The 12,205-nt window shown below is 62.2% G+C and carries 16 protein-coding genes; 10 read left to right on the forward strand and 6 right to left on the reverse strand.

All coding sequences use genetic code 11. The annotated features are described in order from the left end of the window. Positions 1–142: 142 nt before the first annotated feature. Positions 143–712 carry a biotin transporter BioY gene (locus tag ACTQ4R_RS10515; RefSeq protein WP_441628452.1) on the reverse strand — a complete coding sequence of 190 codons (570 nt, stop codon included), beginning with the start codon at positions 710–712 and terminating at the stop codon, positions 143–145. A 127-nt stretch (positions 713–839) separates the two neighbouring features. Next, the gene (locus tag ACTQ4R_RS10520; RefSeq protein WP_441628454.1) at positions 840–1,412 is read right to left on the reverse strand and encodes a uracil-DNA glycosylase; all 573 of its coding nucleotides are present in this window, start codon (positions 1,410–1,412) and stop codon (positions 840–842) included. 101 nt (positions 1,413–1,513) lie between these two features. On the opposite strand from ACTQ4R_RS10520, the gene ACTQ4R_RS10525 reads away from it, so the two are divergent. Beyond that, positions 1,514–2,026: a putative ABC transporter permease gene (locus ACTQ4R_RS10525; RefSeq protein ID WP_441628456.1), complete on the forward strand. Its 513-nt coding sequence runs from the start codon at positions 1,514–1,516 to the stop codon at positions 2,024–2,026. A 2-nt stretch (positions 2,027–2,028) separates the two neighbouring features. On the opposite strand, the gene ACTQ4R_RS10530 is transcribed toward ACTQ4R_RS10525, so the two are convergent. Continuing rightward, entirely contained in the window at positions 2,029–2,973 is a 945-nt protein-coding gene (locus tag ACTQ4R_RS10530; RefSeq protein WP_441628458.1) for an alpha/beta fold hydrolase, read from the reverse strand. Positions 2,974–3,110: 137 nt separating this feature from the next. Between ACTQ4R_RS10530 and glpK the strand changes: the two genes are divergently transcribed. From glpK to ACTQ4R_RS10555, 5 genes are all read left to right on the forward strand, one after another. Further along, on the forward strand, positions 3,111–4,622 hold the full coding sequence (gene glpK, locus ACTQ4R_RS10535) for a glycerol kinase GlpK (RefSeq protein WP_441628460.1): 1,512 nt from the start codon (positions 3,111–3,113) through the stop codon (positions 4,620–4,622). 116 nt (positions 4,623–4,738) lie between these two features. Continuing rightward, positions 4,739–5,116 carry a zinc ribbon domain-containing protein gene (locus ACTQ4R_RS10540; RefSeq protein WP_441628462.1) on the forward strand — a complete coding sequence of 126 codons (378 nt, stop codon included), beginning with the start codon at positions 4,739–4,741 and terminating at the stop codon, positions 5,114–5,116. 119 nt (positions 5,117–5,235) lie between these two features. Further along, the gene (locus ACTQ4R_RS10545) at positions 5,236–5,610 is read left to right on the forward strand and encodes a hypothetical protein (protein ID WP_441628464.1); all 375 of its coding nucleotides are present in this window, start codon (positions 5,236–5,238) and stop codon (positions 5,608–5,610) included. 134 nt (positions 5,611–5,744) lie between these two features. Further along, on the forward strand, positions 5,745–6,854 hold the full coding sequence (ychF, locus tag ACTQ4R_RS10550) for a redox-regulated ATPase YchF (RefSeq protein WP_441628466.1): 1,110 nt from the start codon (positions 5,745–5,747) through the stop codon (positions 6,852–6,854). Then, positions 6,847–7,050: a hypothetical protein gene (locus tag ACTQ4R_RS10555; protein WP_441628468.1), complete on the forward strand. Its 204-nt coding sequence runs from the start codon at positions 6,847–6,849 to the stop codon at positions 7,048–7,050. The genes ychF and ACTQ4R_RS10555 overlap by 8 nt, the downstream gene beginning before the upstream one ends. A 39-nt stretch (positions 7,051–7,089) precedes the next feature. Here ACTQ4R_RS10555 and ACTQ4R_RS10560 read toward each other — a convergent pair whose 3' ends face one another. Next, positions 7,090–8,010: a carbon-nitrogen hydrolase family protein gene (locus ACTQ4R_RS10560; protein WP_441628470.1), complete on the reverse strand. Its 921-nt coding sequence runs from the start codon at positions 8,008–8,010 to the stop codon at positions 7,090–7,092. A 223-nt stretch (positions 8,011–8,233) separates the two neighbouring features. Between ACTQ4R_RS10560 and ACTQ4R_RS10565 the strand changes: the two genes are divergently transcribed. The 4 genes from ACTQ4R_RS10565 (at position 8,234) to ACTQ4R_RS10580 (ending at position 10,586) form a co-directional block, all read left to right on the forward strand. After that, positions 8,234–8,713 carry an RNA polymerase sigma factor gene (locus ACTQ4R_RS10565; protein WP_441628472.1) on the forward strand — a complete coding sequence of 160 codons (480 nt, stop codon included), beginning with the start codon at positions 8,234–8,236 and terminating at the stop codon, positions 8,711–8,713. Further along, the gene (locus ACTQ4R_RS10570; protein ID WP_441628474.1) at positions 8,706–9,866 is read left to right on the forward strand and encodes a M23 family metallopeptidase; all 1,161 of its coding nucleotides are present in this window, start codon (positions 8,706–8,708) and stop codon (positions 9,864–9,866) included. Before ACTQ4R_RS10565 ends, ACTQ4R_RS10570 begins: the two co-directional genes overlap by 8 nt. A gap of 113 nt (positions 9,867–9,979) precedes the next feature. Then, complete coding sequence (locus tag ACTQ4R_RS10575) at positions 9,980–10,273, forward strand: DUF2089 family protein (protein ID WP_441628476.1); 294 nt, start codon at positions 9,980–9,982, stop codon at positions 10,271–10,273. A gap of 1 nt (position 10,274) precedes the next feature. Then, positions 10,275–10,586, forward strand: coding sequence for a hypothetical protein (locus ACTQ4R_RS10580; protein ID WP_441628478.1), 312 nt, complete (start codon positions 10,275–10,277; stop codon positions 10,584–10,586). A 30-nt stretch (positions 10,587–10,616) separates the two neighbouring features. On the opposite strand, the gene ACTQ4R_RS10585 is transcribed toward ACTQ4R_RS10580, so the two are convergent. Both ACTQ4R_RS10585 and ACTQ4R_RS10590 read right to left on the reverse strand, forming a co-directional pair. After that, positions 10,617–11,246: a trimeric intracellular cation channel family protein gene (locus ACTQ4R_RS10585; RefSeq protein WP_441628480.1), complete on the reverse strand. Its 630-nt coding sequence runs from the start codon at positions 11,244–11,246 to the stop codon at positions 10,617–10,619. Positions 11,247–11,255: 9 nt separating this feature from the next. Next, positions 11,256–12,146, reverse strand: a complete 891-nt coding sequence (locus ACTQ4R_RS10590) for a LysR family transcriptional regulator (protein ID WP_441628482.1) — start codon at positions 12,144–12,146, stop codon at positions 11,256–11,258. Between the last annotated feature and the right edge of the window lie 59 nt (positions 12,147–12,205).

Consider the following 12,205-nt stretch of genomic DNA (forward strand, 5'->3'; position numbering starts at 1 on the left):
GCGGAAATGGAATGACTCTGTCCATTTCCTGTTCTCAATTCTATTTCCCCGAATTTGCGCTGAAACCCCGGTTGCTGCCTAATGCACAACCGGGGTTTCTCGACAGGCTGACATTCCCCGGCCAGATGGCCGGGGAATGTTTTCATTTCAAAAATTTTTTCACCCGGCGGCTCAGCACCGCCGCCAGGGCCAGCTTGACGAGGTCGGGAACGATGTAGGGGAACACGCACCAGCCCAGAGCGGTGGTCAGGCCCACGGGCCCCACATTTCTGGCGTAGACCACCAAAAACCAGGCGGTTCCGAAGGCGTAGCACACCGCAAGGCCCAGCACGCAGGCGGCGGCGGAAACCGGCAGGGATTCCCCCAACCTGGCCGTTACCAGCCAATATACCAGCGCGGCGGCCACAAAGCCGATGATATAGCCGCCGGTGGTGTCCAGCAGGACGCCCATTCCGCCCCGGAAGCCGGAAAATACCGGCATGCCCACGGCGCCCAGCAGCAGGTAGACCACCATGGCGTACAGCCCCCGCCGTCCGCCCAGGACCAGCAGGGCCATGAACATGGCGAAGGTCTGCATGGTGAACTGCACCAGGGGCTTTGGCAGGGGAACGGTGATCCAGGCGCACACCGCCATCAGTACGGCGAACAGCGCGATGTAGGCAAGATCCAGCGTCCGGAACCGGGACGCGGCGGTATTGGCGGAAGATGTCATGTGCAATGCCTCCTTGTACTCGTTGCCCATGAGCATACACGGATACAGCCGAATTGTCAACCGTTAAAATAAACAAGGTTAACAATTCCCAAAAAGAACGCCGGGAGGGCTGCCCTCCCGGCGCACATCAAATTTCCGTATGGGTGCACAGCTCCCGCACCTTGGCCTGGATGGATTTGAGGTCCTCAAAGGTCTCCGGCCGCTTGGATACGTCCCGCAGCAGGGCGGAGGGGTGGTAGATGGCGGTCATCTGCACGCCGTTTCGCTGGAACCACTGGCCATGCTCGGAGGTGATGCGGAAGTCCTCCTTGATGATGACCTTGGCGGCGATGCGGCCCAGGCAGACGATGACCTTGGGACGCAGCAGCGCCGTCTGCCGCCGGAGCCAGCCGATGCAGGCGTCCTGCTCCACATTCAGAGGGTCACGGTTGTTGGGCGGGCGGCACTTGACGATGTTGGCGATATAGACCTTGGTGCGGTCCAGGCCGATGATCTCCAGCATGTCGTCCAGCAGTTGGCCGGCACGGCCCACGAAGGGGACGCCCTGCTCATCCTCGTGCTGGCCGGGGCCCTCGCCCACCAAAAGGATCTCGGCCTCCCGGTTTCCCACGCCGAACACCACATGGGTCCGGGTGTCCGCCAGACCGCAGGCGCGGCACTGCGTGCATGCGTGCTCCAAAGCTTCCCAATTGTCCGGCATGCGCTCACCTCCTGGATGTTTCACGGCCAGTATACCACGAAACGGCCCCGGGCGCAATGCGGAATGAAGAAGGGAAAAGTGGGGAAACTGGCGGCAGGGGGATGATGGGTATGGCGCTCTGGCGCTTTTGGCTGTATAGCTTTCTGGGGTATCTTCTGGAGAAGGCCTTCGCGGCGGCCACTGCTTCCCCCCATCAAAAGCGCAAGTGTTTTTTGCTGCTGCCGCTGTGCCCGGTGTACGGTCTTGCGGTGCTGGCGGTGCTGGCGCTGCCGGCGGAGCTTACAAATGGCTTCTGGCGCCTGGCCTTTTGGGGCGGCATGGCCGCCACCGCTGTGGAATACGCCGTCCACTGGCTGTATGAATGGGCGGCAGGCGTGCGGTTCTGGGACTACAGCGCCCTGCCCGGAAACCTCCGGGGCAGGGTGTGCCTGCCCTTTTCCGTTATCTGGGGGCTGCTGTTGGCGGCGGGACTTCCCTGGGCGGAGGGGGTGCTGGTGCCGCTTCTGGCCCGGGTGCCGCCCCTTGTCACCTACGGGCTGCTGCTGGTGTTCACGGCGGACGCCGTGTGTTCTCTCCGGTTTTTGCAGGTGACCGGCGATGTGGACGCCCTGTGAGCTTACACGGCGGCCGCCGCGGGAATATGCCGCTCCAGCCAGCGGCACACGTCCGCGTACACCGCCTTCCGGCACGCTTCGTTTAAAATCTCGTGGCGCAGGCCGGGATAGAGCTTTATGGATACCTCCCGCATCCCCGCCTTTTGAAAGCTGCGGCAGGCCCGCCGGACACCCCGGCCGAACTCGCCCACCGGGTCCATGGAGCCGGAGACGAAGAAGATGGGGGTGTTGGCGTTCATTTTCCGGAGGTTCTCCGGACGGGTCATGAAGGCGATGCCGGAGAGCATCTCCCGAAACAGGCCCATGGAGGGATTGCCTCCGCACAGGGGGTCTGCTATGTAAGCGTCCACATTGGCTCTGTCGGCGCTGACCCAGTCAAAGGCGGTGCGGTTGGGGGCGAAGGCGCGGTTGTAGGTGCCGAAGGAGAGCTTTGTCACGGCGTCACTGGGGCGGGTCTCCCCGACTCTGCGGATCTCCCGCCCGACAAACAGCCGCCCGGCGGCCACAAAGGCGGAGGTCATATGGCCTGTGCCCATAATGACGGCGCCGTCCACGGTGCCGGGGTAGCGGATGAGGTAGGCGCGGGCCAGGAAGGAGCCCATGGAGTGGCCCAGCAGGAAATAGGGCACGCCCGGGAAGCGTTTGCCCGCCAGGCACCGGCGGGTGTACAGGTCCTCCACCACCCAGTCCCAGCTTCCCCTGGGGCCGAAGTACAGCCGGGGAGCACCCTCCGCCACGGAGGCGCCGTGGCCCAGGTGGTCGTGTCCCACCACGGCGAAGCCCCGCTCCGTCAGGTAGGCGGCGAAGGGCTCGTATCGGAGTATGTACTCCGCCACGCCGTGGGAGATCTGCAAAACCGCCCGCACCGGGCCGTCCGGCAGCCACTCCACCGCGTGGATGGAAGTTCTGCCGTCGGCGGAGGGAAAAGTGAATTCGCTGCGCACCATAGAAAACCGCGCCTCCGTGTGATATAATAATAGCAATGATCTGTTATCCCTGTCTTACAATGAGCACATCATACCATACCCGGCGCCAGAATACCAGAAAAAAGTGCGTCAGCGAAATACAGAAAGGGAAGTGTCCTATGGAACCCTATGTGATCGCCCTGGACCAGGGCACCACCAGCTCCCGTGCCATCCTGTTTGACCGGGCGGGGAATATCGTCTCCCGGGCCCAGCATCCCTTCCACCAGATCTATCCCCAGCCCGGCTGGGTGGAACACGATCCCCTGGAGATCTGGGCCACGGAAAAGCGGGCCCTGGCGGAGGCGGTGGATACCGCCCACATCGACCCCAAGAAGATCGCTGCCATCGGCATCACCAACCAGCGGGAGACCACTATTTTGTGGGACGCCCGGACCGGCGAGCCGGTCCACAACGCCATTGTCTGGCAGTGCCGCCGCACCGCCGCCCTCTGCGACCGGCTGAAGGCGGAGGGGCTGGGACAGGCGGTGACGGAGAAAACAGGCCTTTTGATCGATGCCTATTTCTCCGGCACGAAGATCCGCTGGCTGCTGGACAACATCCCCGGCGTCCGCCGCCGGGCGGAGAGCGGAGAACTGCGGGCAGGCACCGTGGACAGCTGGCTCATCTGGAACCTCACCGGCGGAAAGGTCCATGTGACAGACTACTCCAACGCATCCCGGACTATGCTCTTCAACATCCATACCCTCCGGTGGGACCGGGAGCTGTGCGATGCACTGGACATTCCCATGTCCCTGCTGCCCACACCCTGCCCCAACAGCCAGGTGTACGGCACGGTGGCTCCCGGCATCCCGGGGCTGGAGGCCCTGGCGGGCATTCCCATCTGCGGCAGCGCCGGCGACCAGCCGGCGGCCCTGTTCGGTCAGGCCTGCTTCCAGCCCGGCCAGGCGAAAAATACATACGGCACCGGCTGCTTCACCCTCATGAACGTGGGAGGCGAACCGGTGCGGTCCAGCCACGGACTGGTGACCTCCGTGGGCTGGTGCCTGGAGGGGCGGACCACCTACGCCCTGGAGGGCAGTGTGTTCAACGCCGGCAGCGCCATCCAGTGGCTGCGGGACGAGCTGGGCCTCATCCAAAGCGCCCCGGAGTGTGACCGGCTGGCGGAGAGCGTGCCCTCCTCCGGCGGCGTCATCGTGGTGCCGGCCTTCACGGGCCTGGGCGCCCCCTATTGGGACATGTACGCCCGGGGCGCCATTCTGGGGCTGACCCGGGGTTCCACAAAAGCCCATGTCGCCCGGGCGGTGCTGGACTCCATCGCCTATCAAGTGACGGACCTGGTCCGGGCCATGAACGAGGACGCCCCCTGTCCCATCACCACGTTGCGGGTGGACGGCGGCGCCTCTGTCAGCGACATCATGATGCAGACCCAGGCGGACCTGCTGCGGCTGCCAGTGGACCGGCCCGCCCAGGTGGAGACCACCGCCTTCGGCGCCGCGGCCCTGGCGGGGCTGGCAGCCGGTGTCTGGAGCGGCACGGAGGAGCTGGAAGCCCTCCGCCGCAGCCAGTTCGTGTTCCGTCCCCAGCGGGACGCGGCGGCCTGTGACGCCGATTACGCACAATGGCGGCGGGCGGTGTCCCGCGCCTGCGGATGGATTGAAAACGAACTGTAAACATCTATTGAAATTTATTGCGCTTTCCCGGAAAGTGGGGTATACTGACCACAACCAGACAAATTGGAAGGAAACGGAATTCCACCTGCGCGATGAAACGAAAGGAGTTTTTCAATATGGCTTTTTTTGATGAACTGACCAAGAAGGCAAAGGATGTGGCCAACCTGGCCGCGGACAAGGCGAAGGACGCCGCCGAACTGACGAAGATCAGCGTTGCCATCGCCGGCGAGCAGAAGGAGATCGACAAGAATTACCGTACCATCGGCGAGTGGTTCGTCAACGAGTACGAGGGCGAGATCCCCGACGCGGTCCGTGACCTGGTGGAGGCTGTCGCCGCCGGCAAGGCCAAGATCGCCGAGCTGGAAGCCAGCAAGCCCGTCAAGGAGGAGGCGCCCGCTCCCGAGGAGGAAGCGCCCGCCGGTAAGAAGTGCCCCATCTGCGGCGCCGAGTCCGACAGTAAGTTCTGCCCCCAGTGCGGCGCTCCCATGGAATAAACCGTGCAGGTCCCCGGCCGACAGCCGGGGACTTTTTTTAAAAAAGTAGCATTTGCAACGGGAAAATTTTGAAAGAATCTGGTAAGATAAGCAAAAATCAATTAAAGGAGGTCCACAAAATGCCGCTGTTTGAAATGAAGTCACAGTCCGCCGCCTGCTCGCTGGAGGGAGCGGAGAGCGATTACCGTGCCGCCCGGCGGGTGGCGCAGTACCGGGTAGGGGCCCAGGCCGCCTATTTCCCCGCGTTTCCGGGCACCAAATACCTGCCCTACGCGGCGGTGGACCGGGTCATCAGCAAAAACTCCGCCCTCAGCGTCACGGGCTGCTGCGGCAAGCAGCTGCCGGTGGTGCGGGTCCGCCTGTTTTACGACGGGGAGTTTTACCAGGAGTTCATGTTTGAAAAGCAGAAGCAGGCGGACGTGTTGCTGGACGCTGTGGCCGCCGCCCGTCCGGACGTGCCCCTGGTGCGGGACACCACGCCCTTCGGCGCGTAAAGAACACGCAAAAAAGCCGCCCAAACGGGCGGCTTTTTTCTGCGGAACAGGGAAACGGCGGAAATTCCTTGCACTTTCCACCGGGGTCTGGTACAATACTATGTCGAAAATACGGCAAAGGAGATTTTGCTTTTATGAAATTAGGTATCGTGGGTCTGCCCAACGTGGGCAAGAGCACTCTGTTCAACGCTATCACCAACGCCGGCGCCGAGAGCGCAAACTATCCCTTCTGCACCATCGACCCCAACGTGGGCATGGTAGCCGTCCCCGATGAGCGGCTGGACAAGCTGGCGGAGATGTACGAGCCGGACAAAAAGACCCCCGCCGTCATCGAGTTCGTGGACATCGCGGGCCTGGTGAAGGGCGCCAGCCAGGGTGCGGGCCTGGGCAACAAGTTCCTGGCCAACATCCGGGAGACCGACGCCATCGTCCACGTGGTCCGCTGCTTTGACGACGAGAACATCATGCACGTGGTGGCGGACGCCGGCACCAACGTGCCGGTGGACCCCCTGGGGGACATTGAGACCATCGACCTGGAGCTCATCATGGCGGACCTGGAAATGGTGAACCGCCGCATCGAGAAGGCCGCCAAGGCCGCCAAGGGCGATAAGAAGTTCCTCCACGAGGTGGAGGTGTTCAAGGCCCTGGCGGAGCATCTGAACGCCGGCAAGTCCGCCCGGACCTACGAGTGCAGCGAGGACGACATGGCCCTCATCGCCACTTCTGACCTTTTGAGCCTCAAGCCCATCATCTACGCCGCCAATACCGACGAGGACGGCTTCACCGACCTGGAGCACAACCAGTATTACCAGCAGGTGAAGGCTCTGGCGGAGAAGGAGGGTGCCCAGGTGCTGCCCATCTGCGCCCGCATGGAGCAGGACATCGCCGAGCTGGAGGGCGAGGAGAAGCAGATGTTCCTGGAGGAGCTGGGTGTGCAGGAATCTGGCCTGGACCGGCTCATCAAGTGCTCCTATTCCCTGCTGGGCCTCATCTCCTTCTTGACCTACGGCAAGGACGAGTGCCGGGCCTGGACCATCAAGAAGGGCACCAAGGCGCCCAAGGCCGCCGGCAAGATCCACACGGACATCGAGCGGGGCTTCATCCGGGCGGAGGTCATCGCCTATGACGATATGATGAAGTGCGGCAGCGTCAACGCCGCCAAGGAAAAGGGCCTCCTGCGCAGCGAGGGCAAGGAGTACGTCGTCCAGGACGGCGACATGATCTACTTCCGCTTTAATGTCTGATCTGGAGCGTTTGGCGGCCTATGACCGCATGTACGCCGATTTGTTGAAAGAGCGGGACAAGGTGCTCGCCGACATGGACAAGCTCCGCGCCGCCGGGAAGAACAGAGGCGTTACCTACCAGCAGCTGCTGGCCCAGAAACTGACGGTCCAGAATCTCATCGGCAGGTTTGAGATCTACGGCATCAAAGAAACGTAAAAAGGAGGGCGGACGCCATGCGTCCGCCCCTTTTTTGTATTAATCATGGATGGTCAGCTCCAAAACGTCCGGCCGGGAATAGTGACCGCAGGCGTCGAATTCCATGCGGCTGGCGGGAACCTGCTCCATATCCAGGTCCGCGTAAATGATGGCCTCCCGGTCCCACACCGGCTCGGTCACGTAGTGGCCGTAGGGGTCCACCACGCAGCTGCCTCCCCGGCAGACGATGTCGTTCAGGCGGGCAATCTCTTCCGGGCAGTGGAGGTCCTCGGGGTACATATCCCGGGTGAAATACATGTCGCAGTTGATGAAGTAGCAGTGGCCTTCAATGGCAATATGGCGGATGGTGGCCTGCCACTCCTCGTTGTCGTTGGTGTTGGGAGAGAGATACAGGGTCACGCCCTTTTTGTACAGGGCAACCCGGGCCAGCGGCATATAGCTTTCCCAGCAGATCATACTGCCCATGGGGCCCCAGGGCGTCTGCGCAATGGGGAAGTAGTCTTTGTCCGCATCGCCCCACACCACCCGTTCGGCGCCGGTGGGTTTCAGCTTGCGGTGGACAGTGGCGAGAGCACCGTCGGGAGAGAATACCAAATTGGTGTTGTACAGCGTGGCGGAAAGGGGGTCACGTTCGGAAACACCGATGCTGACCCAGGCTCCGGCCTCTTTGGCGGCCTGGCCAAGACGATCCGTCTCCGGGCCGGGAGCCAGGATGGAGTTGTCGTAATAGCGCTTCCAGTCTTTGCGGCCGTCGGCGGTGCGGCTGCCGACGGTAAAGCCGAAGGTCATGCCGTAGGGATAACAGGGGATGAACAGCTCCGGGAATACAATGAGCTCGGCTTGATGGGCCGCTGCTTCGCGGATGAGGGACACGGCCTTTTCCACGCAGGCGTTCTTGTCAAACATGACAGGCGCGGCCTGGATCACAGCAATTTTGCAGATGTTTTTCATGTCTTTCATAGAGATGCACGTTCCTTTCCCGTTGGCGTTCTGATGTGCTTACTTTTATTTTAAATGAAATCATTTGATGGTACAAGGTCGTTTCCCAACAGGGATTATTGACTTTTTCGGGGGTCCGCTATCGAATATTTCGATAACATAACATTTCGCCCAGGAAACATTTCACTCCCGGTGGGCGTGTTATGAGTGAAAGCGCTTTTATGCAAAAGAAAGGAGACATTGCATGACTGAAGGCTTCCTGTGCAATGCCATGGCTGACTACGGCGGCGCCGTGTACCGGCTGGCCCTGTGCCGGACCCAGTCGGTGCCGGATGCTGAGGATGTATACCAGGACGTATTTTTGCGCCTTTTGGACCAGGAGGCGGAGCGCTGGGACGGAGAGCGGCTGAAGGCATGGCTGCTGCGCTCAGCCATGAACCGCTGCGCTGACCTTCACCGCTTCCGCCTGCGGCGTCCGGTGCTGGCGCTGGAGGACATCCCGGAGATGGCTCAGAGCGCGGATGAAAGGGATGCGGAACTGTGGGACGCGGTGGCCCGTCTGCCGGAGAAGCTCAGGACCGTGGTGCACCTGCACTACGCCGAGGGGTATTCCACGGAGGAGATCGCCGCGCTACTGAACATCCCCGCCGCCACGGTCCGCACCCGGCTCCGCCGGGCAAGGCTGAAACTGAAAGACCTGTTGGGAGGTAACGAAGATGAATGACTACCGCAAGCTGATGGAGGATATTTCTGTTCCCCGGGAATTGGAGGCCAGGGTGCTGCTGGCGGCCCAGCAGCGGAACACGGAGCCGGCGGCGAAAAGGAGCTGGCGCCCGGCGCTGCGGGGCGCGGTGTGTGCCGCCTGCGCCCTGGCGCTGGTGCTGGGCAGCGTGCGCCTGGTGCCCCGGGAGGGAGCCGCGCCGGGAGCGGCGCTGGACTACGCCTTTTGTCTGACGGCCTATGCCGCCGAGACGGGAGAGACCGTCATGCCCAACGCAAACGGCGGGCTGGCGCTTGCCGGTTCAAAGGGCAAAGAAGTCGTATATACAGTGCTGGACAGGGAGACCATGGAGCAGGGCATTTTCACCAGCTACCGTTTTCAAATCAGCGGTGGTAATATTCAGACGGTGGAACTGTCCGTCGACCGGGGGGGCTTATACCGCTTGAATGGCACGGGGGAGATGGAGTCCCTGGGGAGCAGCGTACGGGAGCCTTATGACCAGTCGGTCAGCTATGGGCTCTGGATAGCGCCGGAGGAGCTTCGGGAAGGAACGGCGCTTTTTGACGGCGCGGAGCTGCAAGTGACCGCTGTTTTCTCCGACGGAACGGAGAAAACAGGGAGCTACCGCCTAACCAGGGAGCGGCTGCGGGCGTTTCAAAATGAGGACGGAACTGTGACGCTGGTCCCGGGGGTGGCGGGAGACGAGCAGGCGGATACCACTGGCCTGTACGCTGCCTGGATGGATGGATGCTGGCTCCAATGGCCGGTCCGGGACAGCCGCACCGTCAGTCTCAGCTATCCCTACGGCCTCATCAACGGCAAGGCCCACAACGGCATCGACATTCTTGCCGGCCAGGGCGCCGATGTCCTGGCGGCGGCGGACGGCACGGTCACTGAAGTGGAATATGACCGGGAGCGGGGCAACTACCTGGTTTTGGACCACGGGAACGGTTTGACCACCGTGTACGCCCACTGTCTCAGCGTCGGGGTGAAAACAGGCGACACCGTGAAGGCGGGAGAAACAGTGGCCGCCGTGGGCGCAACGGGCATGGCCACCGGCCCCCACCTCCACTTTGAGGTCCGCCAGGACGGTAAGGCCCAGAATCCCGTGGCTTACTTCGACAGCGCCATCCGGGACACGCTGGCGGCGGAATGAGAGAAAATGAAGCCTTTCCATCTGGAATGGCTTCATTTTTTTGAAGAAAAAACAAAACTTGACTTTCATAAAATTAAAGTTTATATTAATTTTATGAAGGGGGGCGTGGGCATATGACGGCGATTCCCGGCTGGATGGCGGAGCTGGAGGGCGAGGACCTGGCCTTCATCAAAAAATTCGTGCTGGCCTCCGGCTCGCTGAAGGAGGTGGCGGCGCAGTACGGCGTCAGCTACCCCACAGTGCGGCTGCGGCTGGACCGGCTCATTCAGAAGATCAAGCTCAGCGAGACCGTGGAGGCGGACCCCTACGTGTCGCTGGTGAAGCGCCTGGCGGTGGACGATAAGCTGGACTTTGACACGGCCAAGCTGCTCATTACAGAATACCGAAAGACAAAGGAGGAGCCGTGAAATGCTGCTCGCAAACAAAGCGATCATTTTGATGCTGGTGCTGCTGGTGGGCGTGCCGGTCTTGCAGGTTTTTCTCTCCAGACGGGAAAATCGGTGGCCGGGGCTGCTGCTGCCGATGCTGACGTTCCTCTATTCCCTGGTGATGGTGTGCAGCGTCACGGCCTACGAGGGCGGCATCCCCTGGGGACCCATCCTGGCGTCGCTGATTTTGGGCAACATCCCCACGGCGGTGCTGCTGGTCATCTACTTTGCCTGCCGGGAGAAGTTCCGCCGGCGGAGCGAGGTGGACAAAACGCGCATTGAGGACCTGTGAAAAAAGAGACTGCGAAAGCAGCCTCTTTTTTTAATCGTGGGCCCGGGGAAGGTTCCAGCGGTAGTGGGCGGAAAGGCCCCGGATGAGGACTACCAGGCTGCCGCCCAGCAGCATGGCGGTCATCTCTCCCAGAGGGCGCCACGCCAGGGCGCAAACCAGGGCTCCCGCCAAAGAGGCGCTGGCGTAAACGTGCTTGACGAAGATATAGGGCGTGTCTCCGGCCATCATGTCCCGCAGGACCCCGCCGCCCACGCCAGTGACCACGCCCACGAACGCCAGCAGAAACACCGTGGCCTGGGGCACGAGGGTGTAAGCCGTGCGGATGGCCACTACGGTAAAGATGGCAAGGCCCGCCGTGTCCATCCAGAACATGGCCCTGTCAAACAGGACAGTGTTGTGCATCAACAGGCGGCGCACCCGGGAGAGGAACAGCACCAGCGCCGCCGCCAGGGCCACAGCGGCGTAGATGGGATTCCGAAAAGTGGCGGGCGGGGTGTTGCCCAGAATGACATCCCGGATGACGCCGCCGCCCACGGCGGTGGTGAGGCCCAGGATGCACACGCCGAAGATGTCCATGTTCTTGCGGATGCCGGTCATGGCGCCGGAGGCGGAAAAGGCCATGGTGCCCACCAGCTCTAAAATGAGAATAAATGTTTCCACGGTGCCTCCTTACGCGCCGGCGCCCTGGCGCACCATCTCCATAAAGGCGGTGGCCGCCGCCGTGGGTGCCACGTCCCGGAGGGTGCACATGTCCACGCTGCGGGCGGGAATGGTGAAGTCTGTTTTCAAAAGGCGGATGTCCCCGGCGTCCAGGGCGTCCTGGACAAATTCCAGCGTCACCCCCGCCACCCCCAGGCCGATGCGGGCCAGGGACACCAGCAGCTGCCGGGAGGAGAGCTCGATCTCCGGAGTCAATGTTACACCGCTTTTCAAAAACTCCTGCTCCAAAAACACCCGGCTGCTGGCCTTCCGCTCCAGCAGGATGAGGGGGAAGTCCGCGATCTCCTGGCGGGTATGGGCGTGGTCGAAGTCGCAGGGATACTGGCTGCCGGCCACGAACACGGAGTGGGTGGCAAAGCAGGGCCAGCTGTCCACGGCGCTGTCGGCGGGGGAGGAGGCGAAGGCGATGTCCACCGCGCCGGATTTCAGCAGGCTCAGCACCTTGGCGCTGCGGCCGCTGACGATCTTCAGCCGGATGCCGGGGTGCTGGCGGTGGAACTCGTCCAGATAGGGGGTCAGAAACCAGCTGGTGACGGTGTCGCTGGCGCCGATGACCAGGGTGCCCAGCAGCAGCTGCTGGGCCTGGGAGAGCTTGTCCTCCCCGGTGGCAATGAGCCCCAGGGCGCTGCGGACGTACTGGTAGAGCATCTGCCCCTCTCCGGTGAGGGTGACGCCTCTTGGGCTGCGGGCGAAGAGCCGGGCCTGGAGGGCGGTTTCCAGCTGCTTGATGGACTGGCTCACCGCCGATTGGGAGATATAGAGGTTTTTAGCGGCCACGGAGATGTTGCCGGTCTCGGCCACCTCCTTGAACACACGGTATAATTCCAGCTTGACTGCCATTGAGATCCCTCCAGTGATTAGAAATGCTTATTTATGATAAACCTATTATAAGCAGTCAC

Origin of the sequence: Dysosmobacter sp. Sow4_B12, from assembly GCF_052116665.1 — a bacterium.
In the GTDB taxonomy this organism is placed as follows: Bacteria; Bacillota; Clostridia; order Oscillospirales; family Oscillospiraceae; genus Oscillibacter.

Excerpts from the sequence above, each read along its gene's own strand:
- ACTQ4R_RS10515 (WP_441628452.1), bottom strand. The coding sequence starts at position 712 with ATGACATCTTCCGCCAATACCGCCGCGTCCCGGTTCCGGACGCTGGAT.
- ACTQ4R_RS10520 (WP_441628454.1), bottom strand. The coding sequence starts at position 1,412 with ATGCCGGACAATTGGGAAGCTTTGGAGCACGCATGCACGCAGTGCCGC.
- ACTQ4R_RS10525 (WP_441628456.1), top strand. The coding sequence starts at position 1,514 with ATGATGGGTATGGCGCTCTGGCGCTTTTGGCTGTATAGCTTTCTGGGG.
- ACTQ4R_RS10530 (WP_441628458.1), bottom strand. The coding sequence starts at position 2,973 with ATGGTGCGCAGCGAATTCACTTTTCCCTCCGCCGACGGCAGAACTTCC.
- glpK (WP_441628460.1), top strand. The coding sequence starts at position 3,111 with ATGGAACCCTATGTGATCGCCCTGGACCAGGGCACCACCAGCTCCCGT.
- ACTQ4R_RS10540 (WP_441628462.1), top strand. The coding sequence starts at position 4,739 with ATGGCTTTTTTTGATGAACTGACCAAGAAGGCAAAGGATGTGGCCAAC.
- ACTQ4R_RS10545 (WP_441628464.1), top strand. The coding sequence starts at position 5,236 with ATGCCGCTGTTTGAAATGAAGTCACAGTCCGCCGCCTGCTCGCTGGAG.
- ychF (WP_441628466.1), top strand. The coding sequence starts at position 5,745 with ATGAAATTAGGTATCGTGGGTCTGCCCAACGTGGGCAAGAGCACTCTG.
- ACTQ4R_RS10555 (WP_441628468.1), top strand. The coding sequence starts at position 6,847 with ATGTCTGATCTGGAGCGTTTGGCGGCCTATGACCGCATGTACGCCGAT.
- ACTQ4R_RS10560 (WP_441628470.1), bottom strand. The coding sequence starts at position 8,010 with ATGAAAGACATGAAAAACATCTGCAAAATTGCTGTGATCCAGGCCGCG.
- ACTQ4R_RS10565 (WP_441628472.1), top strand. The coding sequence starts at position 8,234 with ATGACTGAAGGCTTCCTGTGCAATGCCATGGCTGACTACGGCGGCGCC.
- ACTQ4R_RS10570 (WP_441628474.1), top strand. The coding sequence starts at position 8,706 with ATGAATGACTACCGCAAGCTGATGGAGGATATTTCTGTTCCCCGGGAA.
- ACTQ4R_RS10575 (WP_441628476.1), top strand. The coding sequence starts at position 9,980 with ATGACGGCGATTCCCGGCTGGATGGCGGAGCTGGAGGGCGAGGACCTG.
- ACTQ4R_RS10580 (WP_441628478.1), top strand. The coding sequence starts at position 10,275 with ATGCTGCTCGCAAACAAAGCGATCATTTTGATGCTGGTGCTGCTGGTG.
- ACTQ4R_RS10590 (WP_441628482.1), bottom strand. The coding sequence starts at position 12,146 with ATGGCAGTCAAGCTGGAATTATACCGTGTGTTCAAGGAGGTGGCCGAG.